Annotated in this window: 27 protein-coding genes; 17 read left to right on the forward strand and 10 right to left on the reverse strand. The window is 58.6% G+C overall.

Annotated elements, in window-relative coordinates; genetic code table 11:
- Positions 1 to 193 precede the first annotated feature (193 nt).
- Positions 194 to 394, reverse strand: a complete 201-nt coding sequence (locus tag NCT05_RS36075; protein ID WP_250504680.1) for a hypothetical protein — start codon at positions 392 to 394, stop codon at positions 194 to 196.
- Positions 395 to 805: 411 nt separating this feature from the next.
- Between NCT05_RS36075 and NCT05_RS36080 the strand changes: the two genes are divergently transcribed.
- Both NCT05_RS36080 and NCT05_RS36085 read left to right on the forward strand, forming a co-directional pair.
- Positions 806 to 1486: a DNA methyltransferase gene (locus NCT05_RS36080; protein WP_250504681.1), complete on the forward strand. Its 681-nt coding sequence runs from the start codon at positions 806 to 808 to the stop codon at positions 1484 to 1486.
- A 59-nt stretch (positions 1487 to 1545) separates the two neighbouring features.
- The gene (locus NCT05_RS36085) at positions 1546 to 2007 is read left to right on the forward strand and encodes a hypothetical protein (protein WP_250504682.1); all 462 of its coding nucleotides are present in this window, start codon (positions 1546 to 1548) and stop codon (positions 2005 to 2007) included.
- A gap of 35 nt (positions 2008 to 2042) precedes the next feature.
- Here the strand turns inward: NCT05_RS36085 and NCT05_RS36090 are convergent, their stop codons facing one another.
- The 4 genes from NCT05_RS36090 to NCT05_RS36105 are packed head-to-tail and all read right to left on the reverse strand — an operon-like array spanning position 2043 to position 5309.
- Entirely contained in the window at positions 2043 to 2597 is a 555-nt protein-coding gene (locus NCT05_RS36090) for a hypothetical protein (RefSeq protein WP_250504683.1), read from the reverse strand.
- A 25-nt stretch (positions 2598 to 2622) separates the two neighbouring features.
- Positions 2623 to 3549 carry a XamI family restriction endonuclease gene (locus NCT05_RS36095; protein WP_250504684.1) on the reverse strand — a complete coding sequence of 309 codons (927 nt, stop codon included), beginning with the start codon at positions 3547 to 3549 and terminating at the stop codon, positions 2623 to 2625.
- Between the two features lie 3 nt (positions 3550 to 3552).
- Positions 3553 to 5136, reverse strand: coding sequence for an Eco57I restriction-modification methylase domain-containing protein (locus NCT05_RS36100; protein ID WP_250504685.1), 1584 nt, complete (start codon positions 5134 to 5136; stop codon positions 3553 to 3555).
- Entirely contained in the window at positions 5133 to 5309 is a 177-nt protein-coding gene (locus NCT05_RS36105; RefSeq protein WP_250504686.1) for a hypothetical protein, read from the reverse strand. The genes NCT05_RS36100 and NCT05_RS36105 overlap by 4 nt, the downstream gene beginning before the upstream one ends.
- 198 nt (positions 5310 to 5507) lie before the next feature.
- Here NCT05_RS36105 and NCT05_RS36110 point away from each other — a divergent pair, with 198 nt between their 5' ends.
- On the forward strand, positions 5508 to 5816 hold the full coding sequence (locus NCT05_RS36110) for a hypothetical protein (protein ID WP_250504687.1): 309 nt from the start codon (positions 5508 to 5510) through the stop codon (positions 5814 to 5816).
- Between the two features lie 16 nt (positions 5817 to 5832).
- Here the strand turns inward: NCT05_RS36110 and NCT05_RS36115 are convergent, their stop codons facing one another.
- Both NCT05_RS36115 and NCT05_RS36120 read right to left on the reverse strand, forming a co-directional pair.
- A complete protein-coding gene (locus NCT05_RS36115) occupies positions 5833 to 6027 on the reverse strand; it encodes a hypothetical protein (protein WP_250504688.1) in 195 nt (64 codons plus the stop codon).
- 28 nt (positions 6028 to 6055) lie between these two features.
- Entirely contained in the window at positions 6056 to 6250 is a 195-nt protein-coding gene (locus tag NCT05_RS36120) for a hypothetical protein (protein WP_250504689.1), read from the reverse strand.
- 422 nt (positions 6251 to 6672) lie between these two features.
- Between NCT05_RS36120 and NCT05_RS36125 the strand changes: the two genes are divergently transcribed.
- The 3 genes from NCT05_RS36125 to NCT05_RS36135 all read left to right on the forward strand — a co-directional run bounded on the left by NCT05_RS36125 (position 6673) and on the right by NCT05_RS36135 (position 8977).
- Complete coding sequence (locus NCT05_RS36125; protein WP_250504690.1) at positions 6673 to 7581, forward strand: ArdC family protein; 909 nt, start codon at positions 6673 to 6675, stop codon at positions 7579 to 7581.
- A gap of 400 nt (positions 7582 to 7981) precedes the next feature.
- On the forward strand, positions 7982 to 8638 hold the full coding sequence (locus tag NCT05_RS36130; RefSeq protein WP_250504691.1) for a hypothetical protein: 657 nt from the start codon (positions 7982 to 7984) through the stop codon (positions 8636 to 8638).
- A gap of 39 nt (positions 8639 to 8677) precedes the next feature.
- A complete protein-coding gene (locus NCT05_RS36135; protein WP_250504692.1) occupies positions 8678 to 8977 on the forward strand; it encodes a DUF7673 family protein in 300 nt (99 codons plus the stop codon).
- Between the two features lie 42 nt (positions 8978 to 9019).
- Here NCT05_RS36135 and NCT05_RS36140 read toward each other — a convergent pair whose 3' ends face one another.
- The gene (locus tag NCT05_RS36140) at positions 9020 to 9721 is read right to left on the reverse strand and encodes a hypothetical protein (protein ID WP_250504693.1); all 702 of its coding nucleotides are present in this window, start codon (positions 9719 to 9721) and stop codon (positions 9020 to 9022) included.
- A gap of 144 nt (positions 9722 to 9865) precedes the next feature.
- Here NCT05_RS36140 and NCT05_RS36145 point away from each other — a divergent pair, with 144 nt between their 5' ends.
- The 4 genes from NCT05_RS36145 to NCT05_RS36160 all read left to right on the forward strand — a co-directional run bounded on the left by NCT05_RS36145 (position 9866) and on the right by NCT05_RS36160 (position 13061).
- Positions 9866 to 10228: a toxin-antitoxin system TumE family protein gene (locus NCT05_RS36145; protein WP_250504694.1), complete on the forward strand. Its 363-nt coding sequence runs from the start codon at positions 9866 to 9868 to the stop codon at positions 10226 to 10228.
- Between the two features lies 1 nt (position 10229).
- The gene (locus NCT05_RS36150) at positions 10230 to 10604 is read left to right on the forward strand and encodes an HVO_A0114 family putative DNA-binding protein (protein ID WP_250504695.1); all 375 of its coding nucleotides are present in this window, start codon (positions 10230 to 10232) and stop codon (positions 10602 to 10604) included.
- Between the two features lie 111 nt (positions 10605 to 10715).
- Entirely contained in the window at positions 10716 to 11615 is a 900-nt protein-coding gene (locus NCT05_RS36155) for a replication protein RepA (RefSeq protein WP_250504696.1), read from the forward strand.
- 1245 nt (positions 11616 to 12860) lie between these two features.
- The gene (locus tag NCT05_RS36160; protein WP_250504697.1) at positions 12861 to 13061 is read left to right on the forward strand and encodes a hypothetical protein; all 201 of its coding nucleotides are present in this window, start codon (positions 12861 to 12863) and stop codon (positions 13059 to 13061) included.
- Between the two features lie 48 nt (positions 13062 to 13109).
- Here the strand turns inward: NCT05_RS36160 and NCT05_RS36165 are convergent, their stop codons facing one another.
- Entirely contained in the window at positions 13110 to 13493 is a 384-nt protein-coding gene (locus NCT05_RS36165) for a hypothetical protein (protein WP_250504698.1), read from the reverse strand.
- Positions 13494 to 13562: 69 nt separating this feature from the next.
- Here NCT05_RS36165 and NCT05_RS36170 point away from each other — a divergent pair, with 69 nt between their 5' ends.
- The 7 genes from NCT05_RS36170 (at position 13563) to NCT05_RS36200 (ending at position 20594) form a co-directional block, all read left to right on the forward strand.
- Complete coding sequence (locus NCT05_RS36170) at positions 13563 to 14390, forward strand: AAA family ATPase (RefSeq protein ID WP_250504699.1); 828 nt, start codon at positions 13563 to 13565, stop codon at positions 14388 to 14390.
- The gene (locus NCT05_RS36175) at positions 14387 to 14797 is read left to right on the forward strand and encodes a hypothetical protein (protein WP_250504700.1); all 411 of its coding nucleotides are present in this window, start codon (positions 14387 to 14389) and stop codon (positions 14795 to 14797) included. Before NCT05_RS36170 ends, NCT05_RS36175 begins: the two co-directional genes overlap by 4 nt.
- Positions 14798 to 15126: 329 nt before the next feature.
- Complete coding sequence (locus NCT05_RS36180; protein ID WP_250504701.1) at positions 15127 to 15582, forward strand: hypothetical protein; 456 nt, start codon at positions 15127 to 15129, stop codon at positions 15580 to 15582.
- A gap of 534 nt (positions 15583 to 16116) precedes the next feature.
- Positions 16117 to 16473, forward strand: a complete 357-nt coding sequence (locus tag NCT05_RS36185) for a plasmid mobilization protein (protein ID WP_250504702.1) — start codon at positions 16117 to 16119, stop codon at positions 16471 to 16473.
- Positions 16463 to 18406, forward strand: a complete 1944-nt coding sequence (locus NCT05_RS36190) for a relaxase/mobilization nuclease domain-containing protein (protein WP_250504703.1) — start codon at positions 16463 to 16465, stop codon at positions 18404 to 18406. The genes NCT05_RS36185 and NCT05_RS36190 overlap by 11 nt, the downstream gene beginning before the upstream one ends.
- Positions 18407 to 18478: 72 nt before the next feature.
- Positions 18479 to 20002 carry a type IV secretory system conjugative DNA transfer family protein gene (locus NCT05_RS36195; protein WP_250504704.1) on the forward strand — a complete coding sequence of 508 codons (1524 nt, stop codon included), beginning with the start codon at positions 18479 to 18481 and terminating at the stop codon, positions 20000 to 20002.
- The gene (locus NCT05_RS36200) at positions 19890 to 20594 is read left to right on the forward strand and encodes a type IV secretory system conjugative DNA transfer family protein (RefSeq protein ID WP_250504705.1); all 705 of its coding nucleotides are present in this window, start codon (positions 19890 to 19892) and stop codon (positions 20592 to 20594) included. The genes NCT05_RS36195 and NCT05_RS36200 overlap by 113 nt, the downstream gene beginning before the upstream one ends.
- Here the strand turns inward: NCT05_RS36200 and NCT05_RS36205 are convergent.
- Positions 20591 to 20986: a hypothetical protein gene (locus tag NCT05_RS36205; RefSeq protein ID WP_250504706.1), complete on the reverse strand. Its 396-nt coding sequence runs from the start codon at positions 20984 to 20986 to the stop codon at positions 20591 to 20593. The genes NCT05_RS36200 and NCT05_RS36205 overlap by 4 nt on opposite strands.
- Positions 20987 to 20992: the final 6 nt, after the last annotated feature.

Raw genomic sequence — 20992 nt, forward strand, 5'->3', positions numbered from 1 at the left:
GCCGAGAAGCGGCATCAATTCGTTGATGCCGAGTCGCTTCAGTTTGGAGTTGTCACACTCCGGACCGGTTCAAAACCGATCCGGTTCTACCGTAAGACGCCGGCGCAAAGTTGTGAAGAGACTAAATGCTGGAGCCCGACTAGTTTGATATTCCGGTAAATCGGGCCGCCCTGCTGCGGCATTGCGCCGGGGCTTACCGCCCCGGTCGCACCAGCGGAGCCGCCGCTTTGCGGGTCAGCGCCCGCTCGATGTTTCGCAGCGAGGCGTAGGCGGTTGCGGTTTCTGCTGCGGCCTGTCTGGCCGTCGCCAGGTCCCCTGAAACCCTGCTGAACGTAGAGCGCAGCTCGTATTCACTCAGGAATTCCAGATCTGCGGATGCGATGTACTGAGCCATGGTGCTTTCTCCTTTGTCTTCCGGCCGCGACCAATTCGGGCCTTCATGCCCGCAGACAAAAGGCAGCGCGTATCGCCCGGCTGCACCCGACGCAACGAAGTGGAGGAGCCGCTTGCGGCTTGCAGCCATCAAGGGCGTACCGCTGGCAGGATGCCAATGAAAGGGCCTGTTGGGCGTGGACGGTGATGGAGATAGCGCCAGGCCCTCCCCCATCGCTTTCGCAAGTTGGATTCCGGCAATCGATGCCCTTCATGCCGTTGGTCAGAAATTCGCTGCGTTTTAGACAGGCGCGCGCCCTCCGCAATAGCCTGCCCGCTCCATTCGCTGCGCTCCCGTGTTGGCTGTGCTTCAGGCGCTGGGTCGCCCGTCTTTTTCCTCGCATCTGACAACAACAGCAAAGGACAAGACGCCATGCACTCCATTACCAGCCTTCCAGAAAACCAGATCCTTCAGGGCGATTGCCTGCAGATCCTCCCCACCCTTCCCGCCGCGAGCGTGAATCTGGTCGTCACAGATCCGCCCTACCTGGTACGGTATCGCGACCGCTCGGGGCGCACCATCCAAAACGACAGCTCGCCGGCGGTGCTGGCCGCGTTTTCCGATGCATACCGCCTGCTAAAGCCGGATAGCCTGTGCATCTCGTTCTACGGCTGGAACAGCGTTGATGCGTTTTTCGAGAAGTGGCGCGCGGCGGGCTTCCGCCCTGTAGGCCATATTGTCTGGCCGAAAAGCTACGCATCGAGCAGCCGGTTCACGGAGGCCCGACACGAACAGGCCTATATCCTCGCCAAAGGCAATCCGCCGTTGCCGGCGAAGCCGCTCCCCGATGTCCAGCCGTGGGAGTACACCGGCAATCGCGTCCACCCGACCGAAAAGGCCGTGAGCGTTCTAACGCCTCTCATCACGGCATATTCGAGGCCCGGGGATATCGTGCTTGATCCGTTTTCCGGATCTGGCAGCACCGCCGTTGCCGCTGCGCTGTCCGAGCGGCGTTATCTCGGGATCGAGCTGGACGCCGCTTATTGCGACCATGCGCGGCAGCGTCTCGCCGGCGTTGCGCGTTACAGCAGCCGGGCAAACCGGGCAAAATGACGCCGGGCCGGAGCCGGCGATATGGCTGGCTCCGGAATCAAGTTCCAACCAAAGACCCCATGACCTGCGACCCTCACTGGACCGCCTACGTATCAGCCTTGATGGTGCCCCTGGTTGCCGTGCTGGGCGTCGCGATCGCCTACCGGCAATGGCGCACGGCGCAAAACAAGCTGAAGCTGGATCTGTTCGAGAAGCGTTTCGCGGTGTACGACGCCGCCCGCCGGCTGCTGTCGGCGGTGATGACCAGCGGCAAAGTCTCGGACGAAGAAATGTTCAGGTTTTTCGCCGGCACAGGAGAGGCAAAATGGCTGCTCAGCGCAGACGTGGCCAACTATCTTGATAAGGAGTTGCGCCTGAAAATGCTGCAGCTGCAGACCTTAGCCGCCGAACTCGAAGGCGTCCCTGCTGGCGCGGAACGCTCCACAAACATGAAGGCGCAGAGCGAAATCAAGACCTGGATGCGCGAGCAATTCGACGTGCTGGATGAGAAGTTCTCGCCGTTTTTGACTTTGGCGCACTGATCCGCCGTTATGCGGGCGGCCAGTGCTTTCGCGTCTTATAGCTTGTCTGCGTCGCCCGCGACGCGTACCTGATAGTTGACGTTCAGGAGCGGCTTCTGATCGTCGGCACCCATCTTTAAATAGTGAAGATTGATGTTGGTGCGGCCCGAAATCCACTCGGTATCGCGCGTCACCATCGAGCCGATGACTTTATTCTTCGCGCTCAGTTCCTGCCCGTATTTGGCCCGCAAGGCGGTGACGAGGTTGTCATAGGCCGAGGCGGTGTCATAGCTTCCGCCATCCTTGATATGCAAAGTCACTTGCGCCAGGCAGTCATTGAGGAAATAGAAGCTGCCAGAGAATTTGTGATTCACCAGCTCCACCTCGTCGACGTGCAGCAGTTCCGGCGCAAATTGCGAATTGAACCGGATGCCGTTGCCGGGGTTCTTGTTGGTCGCCGGTGAAGCTTCCGGCACCGCAGCCTGCACCTGGTCGACCGTCATGCCGAAGGCCGTGCCATGCCACAGCGATTGGGCGAAGGCCAAAGGCGATACCAGGACAGCAGAGGCAACAATCGCCCCGATCGTTGCAAAGCGCTTAATTTTATTCATGTCGTCGGCCTTTCTCGGGAAGCCGTTAGCGCGTGGATTGAATGAACTTGCCCATCTCGGCCAGCTCATGCGCCCAGAAGATTGTGAGGCCGCCAGTTTGCGCCTGCTGAAGGTTATGCACCTTGAATACCCCCGTTAAAACGGCGGCCGGCACAACCTGATTGGTGCCAAATTCCCGTGTCCAGATCCCCGCTTTGACCTGCGCGTCGTTATTCACGCGCTTCACGCTGTTGGTCGAGCTGTTCGACACCTTGCACTCGATCGGCATCAAACGGCCGTCGAACAGGCGGACCGGAACATCGGCCTTGCGGCTCCCGACGAAACATTCCCCGCAGAATTCCCCGGCGGCCGGGGCGTCAGCCAGCGTGCGGATTTCGCGGGTTTTAACTTCCTTGAATCCAAGCTCGTCGACAAGGTAGCGTTTGACCGCCGCCTCCTGTTCGGACTTGCCTGTATGGCGTCGCTTGGTCGACACGCGCTGCACGGTGATGAGCGCGGCCGATGCCAGAATCGCGGCCTGCTGTTCGGCGGTAGTCGGATGCCGGCCCGCAGCAACCCATGGGAACCGCTCGGGGTCGAGCGCCTGCACGATCGTCTGCAGCACCTTGGTTGCGGCATCAGCATTGGCCGCGATGCGTGTGGGATTCAGTGAAGGGACATCCGCGATGACCTTCAGGTCATCTTCGGAAATCGGCGGCCCGGCGAGATAGCGCAGCGCCCCGTCGAGTTTTTCCTTGAAAAGATCCCCGATCTGCGCCGGCGTCAGCGACGCCGGGTTTGCCATTCCGTAATGGTCGAACAGCCGCTGGAATTGCGCCTTGTTTTCATCGAAAACCACTTTCCACTGTTCCAACGGTTCATCAAGGCGCTCTTTACGAAATCTGGTCTTTGCTTCGTTTACCCCTGCAACAAGTTCCTGGTCGGTCCAGCGTGGCGGTGCAATTGCGCTCATGTATTAAAGGAATTGTTCTTTTGGAATGAGGATGCGTTCGACTTCTTTGGGTTCGAACTTCGTCAGGCCGCCGGCATAGGTCCGGCCGCTTTCTACACCGACATTCTGCCTTAACCACGCCGCGAGGTGGTCCAGGGCGGCATGGCCCAGCGGCTGGCGCGGATAGAGGCCGTGCGCGATATTGATATGCCGCGCGCCGCAGAGGTTGCGGACAAAGGCCGGGGCCCGTCGCGCCATGTACGTACAGATGATCGGAGCCGGGTCCTTCAGCCCGACCGCCCACCAGGCACGGCGATGCTGTGCGATGTAGGACCGATCCGCGCCGTTTTGCTTCGCCCATTTGAGGAAATGCTGCACGGCCTTCAGATGGTCCGCGTCAAGCTCATCGAGATCCGCCGGGAGATCGATAACGCGTTTGAGGCTGGCCCCGTCCGCGAGAATGTCGCCAGCGTCGAGCAGGTCCCGCGCCTTGGTGACCGTGGCTTTCAGGACCGCTTCCGGCAGTTCATTCACATGGCGGCCGGCGATCCAGACGGCATTGCCACCCGTCACCTGGCCGCGATGGACGCGGCACAGCTCGCCAAGCTCGACATAGCCGGACGGGACAGCCGCGCCCGGGCGGATGATCGTCGACCAGCGGTTTGATTTTGCGACCACATCCCAAGGAACGGCAGTGCCGGTAGAAAGGCAGTTCAGGCTTTCAGGCGTCGTGACCTCGCGCACCTTCAGCGTATCGGGCCGATGGCCAACCTTGAAACAGGTGATGGTGCCGGTGGTGGTCGCGTCGGAGAACGGCATCGCTTTCGGGTTGAGCATATGCAGCCCAACCCCGCCCAGCTTTTCAGCGAGCAGCTGGCGAAGCGTCGCGCCGTAATTCACATCCAGCCATTCTGATGACGTGATGAATGCACCGACATCGCCGTCCTTCGCGAGTTGCAGCGTGCGGACGAAGAAATGGATATGCAGCCCGGCCAGCTTGCTCGCCTTGACGCCGTATTCAGCCGCCGACGCCGCGAACCAGTCCTTCCAGTCATTGCCGATGCCGTGATGGCGGACATAGGGCGGATTGCCGATAAACAGCGTCGCGCCCTTCGCCGTCGCCGGCTTCGCTTTCCGGTAGTCGTCGACGATGATTGTCGTGCGTTTTTCGAGGCCGCGCACGGCGATATTGGCGCGCAGCATCAAAGCCGCCAGCGGATCGAGTTCGATGCCGATCAGTTTGGCTTTCTTGAAGGTTTTCGCTGCGGCAAGTAGGAACCGGCCGCTCCCCGCCCCTGGATCGAGCACCTGTGCCGGTTTTGTCTCCGCCTCCGCCCAGCTCATCATCGAACGGATGATGATGGCCGGCGTATAGATCGCGCCGTCTACACGGCGGTCTTCGGGCGAGCGGATGGCGGCAAAGGTGTCGCCCAACGGGTCGTTGCCGGCGAGGATATCCTTGCGGATACCAGCAAGGAATTCCACCGCGACGGTTCGCCGGGCAACCTTCTTTTTCAGGGCTTTTTCGCCGGACGAGAGAACAGCCGAAGGCCCGACCAGTGCTGCGGCGACAGCAATCAGGTCGTTTTCAGTTTTAATGCTGTTCATGACTTGGGGCGGCGCTTGTGGTTTTCCCACATTTCGGCAAAAAGGGCCTTCAGGGTCATTCCGCGTTTGGTGGCTTCGAGCTTGAGTTCCTGCGCGAGCGCAGGGGTCATGCGGATTCCGACGATCTGCGTATCGTCGCTGCGGACAGCTTTGGGTTTTTGGGTCGCGTCCATGGCCGGTAGATTTTGTCGACTAGTCGACAGTATAGCGGAGGCTTTTGATATCCGGGGTCTGTTTGGCTCGACTGTCTTTGCGCCGGCAGGGCAAAGCGCAGCATTCCCCGTATTGCGCTGAGCCCGTTGACAGGCGCTCTTGGAATAGGAGGATTTTCTCCTTGGATTCCGGGCGAGAACTCGTTACGTGTTCTCGTTATGTTCTCAAATGTCTATAAGGGCGTCGCGTATTTCGGGCTATGGGCGGAGGAATCCGCCGAGAGCTGGGGCAAGGCCGATGCGCTGGCGCTGCTGCGCGATGCCGTTCTGTGCTGTCCCAATGAGGATATGAGAACGGCCGAGGTGCTGGCTGCGCTCGACTATCTGGGCAATGGTGCCACCCGGCCGGCGCCATTTGCGGCGTTCAGGAAGGCTCTGGATGTGCCTGACCCGGCTGACCGGTATCGCCAGGCTCGGGAGGCGTATCACGCTATAGGCAAGGTTCTGGGGGCCGCTGTGGGCCACTGATCGGCATGTGCCCTATTCAGGGCATGTTCCAGTGTGCTTTGAACCGTTCCAGTTCCCTCAGAAACGCGGTGTTGTCCTGCATTACATCGCGGGCCCCGGTCAGCAGGGCATATGCGATCGATGGGGCGTTGAATCCTTCGGCGCGGGCTTCTTCAAGCAGCGCCTGCACTTTGATGTAGACGCCGGCCGCCTGATAGCTGCCGTCTCGCATGGGCTCCGTTTGTCATGATCGCTACCGGCTATTTCATAGCCAGCGCCCGTGTTTCGGCGCGGATCGCTTCTTGAATTTCTTCTACGGTATCGATCAGAAAGCCGGCTCTGCGAGGGGCCGAGGCTTTAAAAATCACGTAGCTATTGAATTCCTTGCTCACGCTTGGCCTGATTTCATGCACGTCATCGAGATTGAGCAAGCCGCCCTTTAACTTCACAAACATTGCCGGTCCTTCCGCTGGGTTGCCAGAAACCCATAGCACGCGGCCCCTTCCCTTCTCCACAAAAAAGCGTCACGGCGAAACCGCCTCTCGGCGGTCCGGGCTCTAGGCGCGTTCCGCGCCCCGGGCCTGTAGTCCCGGCCATCCGGTGACGATCCCTTTCGCGTAAGTCAGAACCTCAATCAGATCAAGGCTGCTAAGGGGCTCTGCCCCTGGCGCACTTCGGTGCAAGGTCTTCGACCGCCACAGGCGGTATCCCCATGTTTCGCAAGCTGCAACACGGCCTCCGGCCGCCCCGTTTCGGGGTGGGTGATCCCCCTCCGCCTGTGCCGCACCTCCGTTTGCCTCCCCGGTCTGCGCCCGACGGGCAGGGGTAATCGCGCAACAGAAGCGATTAACCCCAAGCCCTACAGGAGAACCAGACCATGAAAACCGCCACCAACACCCAAGACGTTTATGCCCGCGTCACTGACAAAATCATTGCCGACCTTGAGAAAGGCGTCCGCCCATGGATGAAGCCGTGGAGCGCCGGGCACACCGAAGGCCGCATTACCCTCCCCCTCCGCCATAACGGCGTGCCCTATCGCGGGATCAATGTTTTGTTGCTTTGGGGCGAGGCCATGGCGAACGGCTACAGCGGCAATCGCTGGATGACGTTCAAGCAGGCGACCGAGCTGGGGGCGCATGTCCGGAAAGGGGAGCATGGTTCATTGGTTGTCTATGCCAACACCGTCACCAAGACCGAGGCCAACGACAACGGCGAGGAGATCGAGCGCGAAATCCCGTTTATGAAGGGTTACACGGTTTTTAACGTCGACCAGATCGATGGCCTGCCCGAAGGCTATCAGACCAAGCCGGAGCCGAAGGGCGAGCCGCTGCAGCTGATCGAGGAAGCGGAGGCGTTCTTTGCCGCAACCGGCGCAACCTTCCGCCATGGCGGGAACCGCGCGTATTACGCGCCCAGGCTGGATCTGATCCAGTTGCCGACGCCCGAGGCCTTCCGCGATGCCGAGAGCTACGCCGCCACCAAGGCGCACGAACTGACGCACTGGACATCGCACCCGACCCGCCTAAACCGCGAGCTGGGAAAGCGTTTCGGGGATGAAGCGTATGCAGCGGAGGAGCTGATTGCCGAGCTGGGAGCCGCTTTCCTGTCGGTGACGCTGGGCATTACCCCGGAAGTCCGCGAAGACCATGCCGCCTATCTGGGGCACTGGCTGACCGTGCTGAAGGCCGACAAGAAAGCGATTTTCACGGCAGCGGCACACGCGCAGCGGGCCGCCGACTATCTCCAAACCCTGCAACAACAGGACGGAAAGGCGGTGGCGGCATGAGCCCGAGCAATTTGCAACGTGCGGCATGGGCCGAGGATGCCGTCAGGCACTACTCCGACAGCAAGGACGGCCCGGAATCCGGGGCTGTATGACCCGCTCGAAACGGTCTTTACGGATCTGCTGTGTGACTTGATGCATCTGGCAGATGTGCGCAGGTTCGAGTGCGATTTTGCGCGCTGCGTCGATATCGCACGAATGCACTACGAAGACGAAATTAACGAGGAGCGGCACCCGTGAAAACGGGGGCCCTCCCTTCGCGGTATACGGGAGCAGTTACCAGAACAGAATTCCCGCTTTTAGTCTGACCAGAAACAGTTCTTCCAATAACTTTTTTATGCAGGATTCCTTGACTCTTTGCGATTCATAACCGAGTCTGAATCACTTTCTCCGCGAGGTCACCATGCGCCCGCTTACCCTTGCTGTTTTGCTCTCCCCTCTCCTCTTTTCCGCGCCCCTTGCGCATGCCGCCCAGCCGGGTACATGCGGAACGCCGGAGGCCATCGGCGCAGAACTGAAGGCCGAAGGGCAGCATTCGATTGCGTTTGCTGCCGCGCCATTTTACGGCGGGCTTCATGAGGCCCACCCGGACGGCGAGCTGATGTTTACCGCCGACCGTGACGGCGGCACCGGCTACATTCTCGAAGCGAACCAGCCGCCCGGGGCGAAGGCGGATAAGGCCTGCATCGTGAGCAGGATCGACGGGGTTAAGCTCTTTGATCCAAAGAGCGCGGAATTCCCGAAGACCGCCATGATGCAAGGCTCTGACGCAACCGCTGCGGCTGAGTGCGAAACGATGAGCCGGAAGACCGGGCAAATGCAGGACATGCAATGCGGGTTTTTCAACACGATGGTTCAGCCCTTCATTGCACGCGGTGAACGTGTCTTGATGCAGGGCCGCGCGAGCAATCAGGTCATCACCGTGACCATGAATATTCTGGTGAAAAGCATTAGCCAAGGGGCGATCTTCTACACCATGCCGTCCACCGGCAGCACGGTCGCGCGGAATTTCAAAGAAGCGCAGCAGACGGAAGCCGGGTTGCAGCTTGCCCGGAAATGAGCGATATCTACAGTTTGAGCATAGATAGAAGGACCAAGCATGATGAACGTGACAGACAAAGACCGTGAGGCGCTTGAGCGCCTGCTGAAGATCGCGCGGGGCGACACGGGGCAAAGTCGCCGCGTCGCGGATTTTCTGCTGGCGTGGTGGAACGCGGGGCAATGCGGCGGGTTTGATATCACCACGGCATGGGGCCTCGATGCCGCTATCGTTGAGGACGTGGTGACGGTGTTCGGGCTGGCCGTCCGCGCCAACAACTACCCGGACACGCTTGGCTACGGCCCGCAATTCGAGGCCGTTGTCCATGCGTGGCGTCCGGAACTGGTCGAAGAGAAATAAGCATGAACGGTAATTGGCGGGGCCTATGGCCCCTGCTGGCCGTTACAGGTTGAGGCCAGAGACTTCGCGCTTCAGCGCGGGCGCTGCAGGGGCTGGCGTCCCGGTATTTGCAGCCTGGTCAGAGCTGGCCACGGCGAATGAGCCGCCAACGTCCGGAGCGCTCGGAAAAATTGGCTTGGTATCGGCTGAAGCTGCTGCGCTGACACCAGTTTTCAGGGAAGGGCGTGCTTCCTGATTTGCGGCCGCCGTGGCCTTTTCAGCAGCCTGCCCGAAACGTGAAGCAAGGGCCGCGTCCAGCTCCGCCTGCTGTTCGGGTGTCAGCTGGCCAGTGTCGTGTTCAATCTTTTTATTGTTGTAGATGGTCTGGGCGGCTTGGTTGAATTCGCCTTCCTCACCTTCCTTGATTAACCCTTGGTCGCGGGCCCATTTGCTCCAGCGGTCCGGATCATTGAGGATCTTTTCGCGGGCTTCCTGCGCTTCGGCGTTGGTCATCAAGACGCCGCCGACCATGATGCGCTCTGCGTCCCATGCGGCAATACGCTGCTGTTCCGCGCGTTCCTTGTCCTGTTCCTGCTGACGCTGGGCGGCGGCGCTATGGCTGTCATCGTTGACCGTCATGCGCCCAGCTGTGAATTTCGAACGGTTCTCCTGTGTCGCGCCGACCGCGATCAGGGAAATATCCCGGCTGATCGCGTCGGCCTCTTGTTCCTGTATATCGAGCTGCGGTGCGTCCGGTCCATTCATGCAACCCATGATATGCAAAATGGTTTAACGAACCCTTAACGGGCAAGGCAGAGCCGGGAATTCTTTGTGGATATCCACAAGGAATTCCAGAATGGTAACTCATTGGCTTTGACTTATCTTATCAGAGTCTGATAACATACAAGCATGACCGATCGTGACCATAGCCTCGACACGCTTTTATCCCTTGATGGGGAACACTTCGCCGCCGGTGACAACGAAATATGCTGGGTCAAGTATGAGGTCAAACAGTGCGACGTAACGCCGGAGCGCCCGCACGGGATTAAATATTCGCTGACGCTCCACGCCGAAGATGGCACCCGCCTGCTTGGCTTCGACAACGCGCACGGCATCACGGAAGGTTCCGGACCGGGAGCCCGTACGCGGATCGAATACGATCACAAGCACAAAGGCGAAAGAATCCGCTTCTACGACTACAAAGACGCCGGCACGCTGCTGGTGGATTTCTGGGCGGAAGTTGAAAAGATCTTGCAGGAAAGGAGTATCTGACATGACTAAAGCCACCAAGACCCCTCTGAAAGTCGGCATTGCGACTATGGAGCAGTACAAGGCCCGGACCATCGCCATCGCGAAGGGCGAATACAAGCCCTTCCCCGATGAGCCGAAAGTCTGGTTCCAGTCGCTCGACACGCTGGCCAAGGTGCTCTCCAAGAACAATCGCGAATTGCTCGCGCTGATCGCGGAGACAAAACCGGCCTCGCTGGACGAGCTGGCCGAGAAATCGGGCCGCGCCGTGTCTAACCTGTCGCGCACCCTCCGGACCATGGAGGGTTACGGACTGGTGCAGCTTGAGCAAGGCCCGCATCGCAGGATCGCGCCTCGCGTGGATTATTCTGGCTTCGAGCTGGCTGGCTCCTTCCAATGACCGGGAAACCGGCCATTGTGGACAGTCAGCGGGCCGCCCCTTTGCGCGGACCGCAGAACCCTGTAGCTTATCCAGACACCGAAGAAAGGCCCTGAATTGACCATAACGCCCATGAAACGGCAGGAACGCCAGATCATTGAGGCCTCGACCATCATTTCGATGGACGGGCCGACCGATCAGGACAAGGCGTTTCTCGCGCGGCAGCTGGTGCAGACCACCATGCCGCACAGCGATCCCGGCAACGTGCCGGTATGGTCACGCGCCAACGGCAATGTGACGCTGAGCATCCAGCAGGGCTACCGCGACGATGGGACGCCCTACGGCCACCCCTACGGCACCCTGCCCCGCCTGCTGATGTACTGGATGACCACCGAGGCCATCCGTACCAAGACACCGAAGCTGCAGCTGGGCGATAGCTTGGGCGAATTTATGGACGAGCTGGGCCTTGATGCCAGCCGTGGCGGCAAGCGCAGTGATGCCGCCCGCCTGAAAGACCAGATGGCGCGGCTGTTTGAGGCCCGTATCAGCTTCACAACGCAGATCGAGCAGGACGGTTTGACGGGACAGGAACGCGACCGGATGCAGGTCGCGGAGAAAACCTTGCTGTGGTGGGATCAGAAAAACCCCGGCCAGCGCACGCTTTGGGGCAGCTATGTTCAGCTGGACCCGCGTTTTTACGAGGCTATCACCGCGAACCCTGTTCCCGTGGATCTGCGGGCGCTACGCGCGATCAAGCGCAGCCCGCTTGCCCTCGACCTCTATTCGCTGTTGACCTATCAGGCGTTTCGCGCCAGTAAGGCCGACCGTCCGCGCTTCATGAGCTGGAAGCAGTTGCAGGCTGCATTGGGCACCGGCTACACCGACCACACCGACCTGAGAAAGGCCGTTAAGGGCGCAATGCGGAACATTGAGGCCGTCTATCCGGGCCTGATGATTGGTGAGCGTGCCGGTGGCATCGAGGTTCTGCCTGAAAGCCTGCCAGCGATCAGCCCGCGTGCGGCGCTACGCTGAAACGGTCCCCCCTGCCAGATCCAGCAAATAAGCGGACGCTGAAACGGTCCCTCCCCCTGCCGCATACCCGGGCATGAACGCAGATGAATTCTTGACCCGGACGCTGAAATGGTCCCCCTACCGAATCAGATAGCCCTTACGCTGAAACGGTCCCCCTGCGGAATTTGATTCGTCCGACTTGTCCACAAAATACCTGTGGGCAACCAAAGTTATCCCTGCTGAAACGGTCCCCCCTTTGTGCTGAAACGGTCCCCGGTTGGCGCTGAAACGGTCCCCCCTTTCACGCTGAAACGGTCCCCCATTCTGTAGTTATATATGTAGTCTTCTTTGGTAGTTGCTCCGGCCCAAACTGTGGATAAGTGATCGGGCTTCGCCCTCAAAACAAAAAGGACAGCCGGGACAAGCCCGGCTGACACATCGATTTTTAAGTGGCCGCGCGATGCGCGGCTAAGCGGACGCGGCCCAAGGGCCGCGAATCCACAAAGAACCTTGGAAAGGGGCTCTGCCCCCTTCCAAACCATCCCCGAAGAAAAGGGCTGCCGACATGACGTGTTTAGCATCGACAACGAGCCCAAAAATCAAAACCGAGTTTTGCAAGGAGGCGGCCCGCCGGGGATTTGTTGCCATAACGAAGCCTCTGGGGCGCTTGTGGCGGGTTTTTGAGACGTTGGGAAGGTCCGGGCGACCTTTGAGGCAAGAACCGCTCAAAAGGCCCCAAATTTTGACCGGCTATCGCGATGAACGGGCCTGTCCGCTATCACCCTAGCTGAAATTTCTTATCGCGCACCCATGGCCAAAAATTCGCGAAATCCGCGCCAAGCATTTTTCGGAAATTGACGGTACGTGCCATAGGAAAAAGGATATCCGGGAGGAATTCCGAAAAGATATCCAGAAAGAATTCCGGTGAAAGCTTCACGTGAAGCGGTGAAACGCTGTTTCAGTAAAGCGAAGTCCGTCCCCAAGCTGTTTTGGCCCTAATTTACCTGCCCGTTCGATGCCGGTCCAGTGTTGATGCGGCGCTAGCCCCGATCCTGTCTTTTGCGGTTTTGGTGCCGCGTGCTGGTTGGCCTGCCTTGGGGTGTTTCAATGACATCGTTCTAATCCTGTGGTCCGTCTGGATAAACGGCGCGGCCCGCTCCATTCGCTGCGCTCCCGTGTTGGCCGTTGCCCTGACGGTGATCCCGCCGGACCCCCGGATTTGTCCCTCCTTTCCTGTTGAAAACAAACCCAAGAAAGGAAAAAACCATGACGCAAGAAACCACCAAAGGCCGCAGACCGGACTTCATCGTGTTCCACGCGCCCGAGCGGAAAAACGCCCCGTGGGTCCGCATCGGTGCCATGTGGGCCAGCAAGGACGGCAAAGGCTTCACGCAGGCGCAGGACTACGCGCCGCTGACGCCGGGCGTAATTATCGTCCGCCCCAACGACGAGGAGGCCGGCGAATAGCCGGCTAACTTTCCGGATACCATTGAGGAATTCCTTGATGGTATCCGGTCATTTCTGGGTGTCCTGCCGTGTGTCCGCGCCGGGCTTTACCGCGTCCCGCTCTGCAATCAGCAGCGCCCGCGCGTTTTCATCGCTCCAGGGCAATCGCCAGGGGCGGCTTTTCTCGATGGTTTTTCGCGCTCGGCGGATCTGCTCGCCGTTATCGAATGGCAGGGCAATGGGTTTTTTCCCTTTCGATGGAGAGACGGAAGAGGCCAGAACGCGCAGCGTGACGAAACCGGTTGCCGTGTCCTCGCGCAGCACTTCCGCCGTCACAACACGATTGCCAACGACCATGTTTTTTTGCGTGAGGTTATTTTTCGCCCACAGTGACTCTTGCCACTGGATGATGTCCGCCTCGATGAAATCAGCGTTGTTGATCCATTCGCTCATAAGGCGGTTGTAGCCGGGCAGGCCAGGTGCGGCAAGGTGGGCATACCAGCGAATTCAATAGATATCTTTGTGGATATCCACAAAGATATCTATGAGGAATTCTTTTATGGATTCCTTGAGGGTGCCTTTTTTGGTATCCTTGGCGGCAACCGGCCCAATCCCATCTGTGAGGTCCTGCCCATGCCAACAATTGTCGTCGCGAGCCCGAAAGGCGGAAGTGGAAAAACCACAACATCCTGGCTGCTGACAACGCAGCTGGCGAAGAAGGGGGCTGAGGTCACGGTCATTGACGCTGATCCCAACAGGCCCTTTAACGATATGGTGGAGGCAGGGAATGTCCCGTCGCGAATGACCATTGTTTCCGATGTTGACGAAGACAATATCGCCAGAAAAATTCGCGAAGCGGCGACAAAGACGGCTTTCGTGGTCGTGGATCTGGAAGGTACAGCAGCCAAAATCGTTGTCGTTGCGCTTCAATTTGCGAACTTCGTCGTGATCCCGATGAAGGGGTCGTTTCACGACGCCAAGGCAGCGGGGAAGCTGGTCAGCCTCGTTCACGATCAGGAGGAATCAATTCGTATGCACGCCCCGGACTATTCGCTTCCATACGCGGTCGTGCCCTGCGAAACGGGGTCGTTAATCGAGACTAAGATCATGCGGCAGCTGAAAGAAGGGCTCAGGGAGCGCCAAATTCCAGTATTCGATACTGAACTAATTAAACGACAGGCCTACGTTGAGATGTTGAGCGCACAGGGGCCTCTCGAAATCATGGACCCGGCTAAAGTGTCCGGCCTTGAAAAAGCAATAGAAAATGCTGAAGCTTTCGCCGCCGAGGTCCTGCGACGGCTTGAGCGTGGCACTGTTAAAGATCCTGTATTGAAGGTAGCAGCATCATGAGCGACCCATTTGCAAGCCTGAACAAGTTCAAGCCGAAGACTGCCGCCGAGGTGGACGCGCAGCTGGTCGATGAAACCATCATCGAAAAAGTCGCAGCGGCGAACAACTTTCCCAGCCGTCAAGCGCCGTCACCTGTAGCGCCAGCGAAAGAGAGAATCGCGAAACCTGTGACCGTGAAAACCGGCGGAAAGGGCAGCAGTTCGCAAACAGCGTCAGCGGCAACGCCGTCGCCGCGCTCCTTGCGACGTTTCAAAACCGGCCGCAATGTTCAGATTAATGTGAAGGGCGAGCAGGAAACGAAAGACGAGCTGTACCGCCTAGCTGATGTGATTGACGCACCACTTGGCGAAACACTAAAACGCGCCCTTGCCGCCCTCGATCGCGAGATCCAAACCAGCAAGAAATAACGGACCGTAATTGCCCGCTATGAAGAGAGACGAGGCGAGGGCGCTTTTGGCCGGGCCGTTTGGGGAGCAGCTTGGGCGGTATCCATTGCGGTTTTGCAAAGCGGCATTTTTCGGCATTCCACCGGCGCGCGGTAATCCGGTCGAACAGAACGGTAGGCTTCATTGATTGCGCGCGGGGAACAGCGTTTTGCGATGACATGCTGGCATGTGCTGGAAGGGTTCAGGGCGAAGCGTGAGAAACCAGACAGGGCGTTTTTCAACATCGGCAATTGCGAACTGGACCCGATTGCGCAGTTGGTCGAGGAAAACCGCGAACTCGATGTGTGGCCGTGATCCAACTGACGAATGAGCAGGCAGCAGAAATCACCCGGGGCAGCTTCGGTATCGGAGAGGCGTTTTATCTCATGGATGAGGCAAGGCCGGAGCTTATCGAAGACGGCGACGGTATCGCTTTTGCGGGTTTTCCGGGAGATTTGCGACGGGTTCAGGCCATCAATGAACTGAATTTCGGAAGCTATAGCTGCGGGGCCACGCCAGTGACATCGGCGCACGATGATTATCTGGTTTGCCAGTTTGAGCGTGAAGAATGGATACGGCAGGGCTATGAAGCGGAGCCAGCAGCGATTGGCGGGATCAGTGGAGGGCCAGCTTTTCAAATTTGTGAGAGTGCTGCAGGTTTAATGAGTTTTGCGTTTGCGGGGATTGTCTATGAGTTTTCGGAGGGATTTGATCTTCTCTATGTTACTCAGGCCAGAGCTATTCATGATCTGATAGGTTGGGGCTAATGTCGGTGAAATAGCCGGAAGAGGGATGAGCGGGATTTTTGATTTGGGGCATGGTTCAGGGCTGTGTCGCATTTTGAGGAATGATGATCCTGAGTTTTTTGTCCGTTGCTGAAATCGCGCTGATGATCTTAACGAGAAGGGTTCCGGTTCCGTTGATCAGTATTCCTGTGATCATTGCCCGAGGGCTGAGCGGGACTTGGCTGATGCTGTTTTCTCTCTGATGCGATGATAGTGGTGAGGGTGTGGGGGATAGGTTTTGGTTCTCGTAATGGGAAGCGTTTTGACTATGCACGCTGTTGTATGTGTTGGGGGAATTTCGGAAATTTTAATGGATGGTTCCTACACTACAGGGAGCGTTAAGGCCGTAGGAGACAGAGGAACAAGCTGGGTTTTTGTTGCACAAAAACGCTTGGTCAGGGGGCACCCCCGACACCCCGCCTAAGGCGAAAAAACGCGAAACCGCTCGCCATTTAGTCCGTCCCCTTGTGGGGTTCGGACAGCTCAGCGAGCCAACAAAACCCGTTGCGGGGCGATATGACGAACGCGACCAAAGCTGGCCGGCCCACCAAACCAATCCCCGAAAAACGGGGCTCCTGGGTATCGTTTCGCACGTCGCGCGACGAGGATGCTGTGATCGCCGGCAAGGCGGCCGAAGCCGGTTTATCCGTTTCAGCCTATTGCCGGCTCGCCGCGCTCGGTCAATCGATCAGCGCAAATCGCAACGTCATTCCCATGGAAGTCATAGGCCAATTGCGACGGCTTGGCAATAATTTAAACCAGGTCCTCAAAGAGGCCCGGTTCAATAACTTCCCTCCTGACGTTGCAAAACAAGCAGAATCCGCGCTTCGCGAAATCTCTGATTATTTGCGGCGGACATTTCATGGTTCCTAACATCACACGGGGGTATTCATTTAACAAGCTGACCAACTATCTGACATCGCCAAAGCGTGAAGAAGAGGGCGAGCGTGTCGGGTTTAGTCATCTCGAAAATTTTGTCCCGGGTGAAGCCAATAATCCGAAGGAGGCCGCGAAAGTCATGGCGGCGACCTGGAAGGGGGCTGAGCAATTAAAGGCCGCCGCCGGCGTTAAAAAGACCGGTCGCAAGCAGGACGGCCCTCCTGTCTGGCACTGCTCTTTATCGTGGCACCCGACCGAACAGCCCTCCCGCGACGACATGCTGCAGGCCGCGCGGGAATGCCTTGATGCCGTGGGTCTCGGGCTCGATAAGGGTTACCAAACCAGTTTCATCGAGCATGTCGATCGGGAACACCCCCATCTGCATATCCAGGTCAATCTCGTTCACCCCATCACCGGCAAAAAGGTCGATCCGTACAAGGACAAGGAGCGTGCCCAGAAATGGGGTGACCTCTACGAAAAGTCGCGGGGCAAGGTGTTTTGTGAAGAACGCGCCGCGAAATACAAAGCCATTAATGAACGGAAAAAGCCCGATCGGAAGCGTGCCCCGAAGCAGAGCCGCGAGGAGCGTGCGGCCACGAAAAAGGTCCGGATCGACACGCAGAAGGCCAAAGAGGAAGCCGCTGCGATCAGGCAGAAATTTGCCGACCGGGCCAGCGAGATCAAAGCCGCCAATACGCAGCGTTTCGCGTCCCAGCAGCTACAACGGGAGCATGACTGGCAGGCCCTGCAGCTGGCTCGCGATGCGATCCGGGCCAAGTACAAACAGAAAATCGACGAAATCTACAGACACAAGCGCAATCGGGACGCATTGCCGCTGACGCCGAAGGGGTTCCGGGACTGGAAGCAGACCCGCGAATGGAAGGGTTTAAGTCGCCGGTTATACAAGCAACAGCGGGATTTTCAGGCCCGCGAGCGCACGACTGCAGGGCGTCTGACGAATGCGATTGCGCTGGCCATGCATAGCCGCAGCAGCGATGTCTATGAGCGCGGAAAATGGTCGATGTTCTTCGGCCTTGCGGCCGACCATAACAAACGAATCGAGCTGCTGAAAAAGTATGAGCAGACGGCAAAAATGGCGCTATCGGAAAAGCATTTTAAGCAGCGCCGGAACCGAGCCGAGCCGATGCGCGAGGCCATGAACGCCGAGCTGGCCGCGCTTTCCAAGGCCTATAAAGACCGGACCGAGCAGCTGAAACGCACGGACACTGCGCAGCGCACCGCCGATCGCGCTCGCTGGCAGAGCCTTGCCATGGAACGGGCCGAGTCTTGGGCGGAGTGGCGGAAGAAACACCATGTCCCGGAACGCCCCTATACACCTGTTCCTGCGGCCAATCAGCAGCAACCGACGCCAGCCGTGCCCGGGAAGGAAAAGACCGGCCCGGTGAGCCGGCTGTTCGATGCCTTCCAACGAAACGCACGCGATGCCTTGAAAGAGCGCCGGGAGCAATGGCAGAAGAAGCAGCAGCAATTCCGAGAAAACGCGCGCGATGTCTCCGCCCAGGCGCCCGAGCCGGGCAGGGCGGCCGAGGGCGCCAGCCACAAGCCCGAAGCGGCGCCGCTGCAGATCCCGGCGCCATCGCAAAACCTCCGGGCGGCATTTCAGGAACGAGCGGCCCGGCAGCGCGAGAATTCGGAACGGACAACCCCACAGCCCCCGGAAAAGCTCACCGGTCATGCTTTCACAGAGGCCGCCGCACCGAAGGCAGCAGAGCCGGCAACGCCTGCCCCCACGCAGAGCCTGCGCGCTGCATATAAGGAGCGCATGGCTCAGCAGCGCGCCGAACAATCGCGGGAAAAAAGCGCCGACGATACAGCCAAACCGGCCCAGGAAAAGGGCTGGCAGAAGCGCGGAAAGGATCGGGCTCCCCGAAATCGCGGCGGACGTGACGGCAGCGGGGGAGAGTAACGCCGCATCGTCAATTATGTCCGGTTGGGTTACGATTTCCTGACGAATAAGACCGCTTGCGGAGAAATCATCATGGGCGAGATGTTTTCTAATGTCATCCGCTACGCGATCTGGGCGCTCGCGGTTTTCCTCGCCTTCCATTTTGGCCGCGCTGTCGGCTTCAAATTGCTGTCCCCCTGGCTTACCCGTGATCCCACCTTTCTTTTCGTTGGCGGTGCCCTGATCCTTGGTGGATCTGTAGGCTGGACCGGTGACCGGCTCGGTGCTTTGGCTGCCCGCGGATATAAGCCGGGCTATTTTTTTACCGGTCGAGCGATTGCCGGGTGGCTGCTTCTGGCGTTTGCTTTTGTCGTCGCGTTTTTCGCCGGACCCTATCTTGGACGCTTTCTAAGACCATATACAGCGCCGCTGATCGGCAGGGACAGATACTTGGAATGGATCGTCGGTGGCCTTGCGATCGCAGCACTGATCGTTGGGTTTGGTCGTGGCTGGGGGTATTTTTTCGGGCGTGATGCGGCGGGGAAAACAGACCAGCTCACACGCCGGGCGGTAGGATATTTCTGGCGGTTTTGGGCCGGGCTGATTGCTATCGGCTTGCCGATCGCCGTCTATGCCATCCTTTTAAATCTCCCCCCGGTCATATCATTTGGCCGCTATCTACACACTCTCAATCTTCCTGAATCGATCGAAATGTCGTTTTATTGGGCATTAGAGATCCCGTTTTTTGTGGCGGCCATTTTGATGTTCGCGGGAGGATCGCTGAACTACATGACCATGATAAAAACGGCGATTGGCAAGGGTAGTAGGCCGATAAGGCGCATGGCCCGGGCTTACCGCCTAGGCGCGGGCGGATCAGCGAATTTTGGCAGCGTTCTTGAAGAATGGGCCAACCCGTGGAGTCCTGGAAAGATACTGCTGGGAGCCTCGCTTTATGATCCCAAGTGGCTGGTCGGTGTTGCCGATGACAGACATGCCTTAACCGTCGCCGGATCAGGTGGCGGCAAGGGGCGGGCGGTCATCGTGCCGAACCTGCTAACCTGGCCGCATTCAGCTCTGGTGATTGATCCCAAAGGGACCAATGCAGCCGTGACGGGTGCCTATCGCGGTAATGGCGGCGGCAAGGTCAAGGGAGGAATGCGCCAGGCCGTCTATTGCCTCAATCCGTTCAATGTGAACGCCGGGGTGGCAGGTATGCCACCGCCGTCCCGCTTCAATCCGCTCTCGATGGTGGACGTGAACGGGCCGACTGCTTTCGAGGATCTGGATCTGATTGCGGATGCCTTGGTGGTGCCGGGCAAGGCCGATCCACACTGGACCAATTCCGCCCGGTCTGTCATTCGAGGCGTTACGGCTTATGCCCTCTCCGTAAACCCCGGCGCAACCCTTGGGGATGTGCGGGACATGATTACTCATCCTGATGGTTTGCCAATCGATGGGATGGTCGCTGCCGGCGGTGTCGCCAAGGAATCGGCCTCACAGCTTATTGCAGCCTCGGACAGGGAGTTGGGGGGGGATCGTTTCGACGACGATCCAGCAAACCGATTGGCTCTCGGATTCCTCCGAATTAAGGAGCGCCCTGGCGGCATCCGATTTTGATTTTATGGATTTGAAGACAAAGGCCTGCACGATCTACCTGGTCCTGCCTTTGGAATATCTGAATACTCATTCACGCTTTTTGCGGCTGTTCGTCAATCTGGCCGTGAAAGCGGCGTCCAAGGGCGGGGCGTCGAAACAGCCCGTTTTGCTCGTTCTCGATGAGTTCTATTCTCTGGGCACCCTCAAAATGATCGCTGATGCGTCGGCAAATATCCGTAGTTACGGAATGAAGCTTTGGCCGATCGTCCAAAATGTCGGGCAGCTGATCGAGTTGTACGGAGCGAACTGGCAAGGCTTCGTTGCCAATGCAGCGATGACGCAGTTCTTTTCAACCAATGACCCCGAAACCGCGCAATGGGCATCCGAACGCATCGGGGTAAGACCGGTCGGAGAAATCGATCCGGCCGGCAACCTGGTCGGCTTCAAACTGGCTCCCCTGAGAACGGCGGAGGAAATAGCCCGCGAGACTGGCCGGGAAGGTGGCCAAGTCCTCATTGTCAGGGAGGGGCTGGACGCTTTGGTGCTGCGCCGTGTGAACTACGACAAGGAGGCTGTGTGCCGTGGAAGTTTCAACCCTGACCCTGACCGCTAAGCCTCATCGCGGTTGGCGGATGCCCCGGTTTCCTGTTCGTCCTTGAAGAACGTGAGGTTAGTTCGTATCTCCCACCATTCGACTTTGGCCCACACGGCAAAGGCTTCGCGGTAGGTCAGGCCCAACTCTTTCGCAAAGACCAAGAAGGCCTCGCGGCTGAACTCCGCCGAGGGGTCCGAATATTCGGGACCGTACCAATCGTTGTGACTTTGCCCAGTGATCCCGCTATAACAATCGTAGGCAACCAACATGGCGCGCCAACGTTCTGGTTCAATATCGAAAACATAGTCTTCTTCGAGGGAAAGCTCGTTCCAGTCCAAGCCCCTAGAAAATGGTTGTTTTCCCACGGCCTTTTCGTATTGGGCCCTGACTTTTTCGATGTTGATTGCCATGGTTGC

Source organism: Caballeronia sp. AZ7_KS35 (assembly GCF_023631045.1).
In the GTDB taxonomy this organism is placed as follows: Bacteria; Pseudomonadota; Gammaproteobacteria; order Burkholderiales; family Burkholderiaceae; genus Caballeronia; species Caballeronia zhejiangensis.

Excerpts from the sequence above, each read along its gene's own strand:
- NCT05_RS36185 (WP_250504702.1), top strand. The coding sequence starts at position 16,117 with ATGACGAACGCGACCAAAGCTGGCCGGCCCACCAAACCAATCCCCGAA.
- NCT05_RS36150 (WP_250504695.1), top strand. The coding sequence starts at position 10,230 with ATGACTAAAGCCACCAAGACCCCTCTGAAAGTCGGCATTGCGACTATG.
- NCT05_RS36100 (WP_250504685.1), bottom strand. The coding sequence starts at position 5,136 with ATGAACAGCATTAAAACTGAAAACGACCTGATTGCTGTCGCCGCAGCA.
- NCT05_RS36190 (WP_250504703.1), top strand. The coding sequence starts at position 16,463 with ATGGTTCCTAACATCACACGGGGGTATTCATTTAACAAGCTGACCAAC.
- NCT05_RS36165 (WP_250504698.1), bottom strand. The coding sequence starts at position 13,493 with ATGAGCGAATGGATCAACAACGCTGATTTCATCGAGGCGGACATCATC.
- NCT05_RS36110 (WP_250504687.1), top strand. The coding sequence starts at position 5,508 with ATGTTCTCAAATGTCTATAAGGGCGTCGCGTATTTCGGGCTATGGGCG.
- NCT05_RS36205 (WP_250504706.1), bottom strand. The coding sequence starts at position 20,986 with ATGGCAATCAACATCGAAAAAGTCAGGGCCCAATACGAAAAGGCCGTG.
- NCT05_RS36130 (WP_250504691.1), top strand. The coding sequence starts at position 7,982 with ATGCGCCCGCTTACCCTTGCTGTTTTGCTCTCCCCTCTCCTCTTTTCC.
- NCT05_RS36075 (WP_250504680.1), bottom strand. The coding sequence starts at position 394 with ATGGCTCAGTACATCGCATCCGCAGATCTGGAATTCCTGAGTGAATAC.
- NCT05_RS36145 (WP_250504694.1), top strand. The coding sequence starts at position 9,866 with ATGACCGATCGTGACCATAGCCTCGACACGCTTTTATCCCTTGATGGG.
- NCT05_RS36135 (WP_250504692.1), top strand. The coding sequence starts at position 8,678 with ATGATGAACGTGACAGACAAAGACCGTGAGGCGCTTGAGCGCCTGCTG.
- NCT05_RS36155 (WP_250504696.1), top strand. The coding sequence starts at position 10,716 with ATGAAACGGCAGGAACGCCAGATCATTGAGGCCTCGACCATCATTTCG.
- NCT05_RS36120 (WP_250504689.1), bottom strand. The coding sequence starts at position 6,250 with ATGTTTGTGAAGTTAAAGGGCGGCTTGCTCAATCTCGATGACGTGCAT.
- NCT05_RS36195 (WP_250504704.1), top strand. The coding sequence starts at position 18,479 with ATGGGCGAGATGTTTTCTAATGTCATCCGCTACGCGATCTGGGCGCTC.
- NCT05_RS36105 (WP_250504686.1), bottom strand. The coding sequence starts at position 5,309 with ATGGACGCGACCCAAAAACCCAAAGCTGTCCGCAGCGACGATACGCAG.
- NCT05_RS36095 (WP_250504684.1), bottom strand. The coding sequence starts at position 3,549 with ATGAGCGCAATTGCACCGCCACGCTGGACCGACCAGGAACTTGTTGCA.
- NCT05_RS36085 (WP_250504682.1), top strand. The coding sequence starts at position 1,546 with ATGACCTGCGACCCTCACTGGACCGCCTACGTATCAGCCTTGATGGTG.
- NCT05_RS36175 (WP_250504700.1), top strand. The coding sequence starts at position 14,387 with ATGAGCGACCCATTTGCAAGCCTGAACAAGTTCAAGCCGAAGACTGCC.
- NCT05_RS36115 (WP_250504688.1), bottom strand. The coding sequence starts at position 6,027 with ATGCGAGACGGCAGCTATCAGGCGGCCGGCGTCTACATCAAAGTGCAG.
- NCT05_RS36140 (WP_250504693.1), bottom strand. The coding sequence starts at position 9,721 with ATGAATGGACCGGACGCACCGCAGCTCGATATACAGGAACAAGAGGCC.
- NCT05_RS36125 (WP_250504690.1), top strand. The coding sequence starts at position 6,673 with ATGAAAACCGCCACCAACACCCAAGACGTTTATGCCCGCGTCACTGAC.
- NCT05_RS36160 (WP_250504697.1), top strand. The coding sequence starts at position 12,861 with ATGACGCAAGAAACCACCAAAGGCCGCAGACCGGACTTCATCGTGTTC.
- NCT05_RS36080 (WP_250504681.1), top strand. The coding sequence starts at position 806 with ATGCACTCCATTACCAGCCTTCCAGAAAACCAGATCCTTCAGGGCGAT.
- NCT05_RS36090 (WP_250504683.1), bottom strand. The coding sequence starts at position 2,597 with ATGAATAAAATTAAGCGCTTTGCAACGATCGGGGCGATTGTTGCCTCT.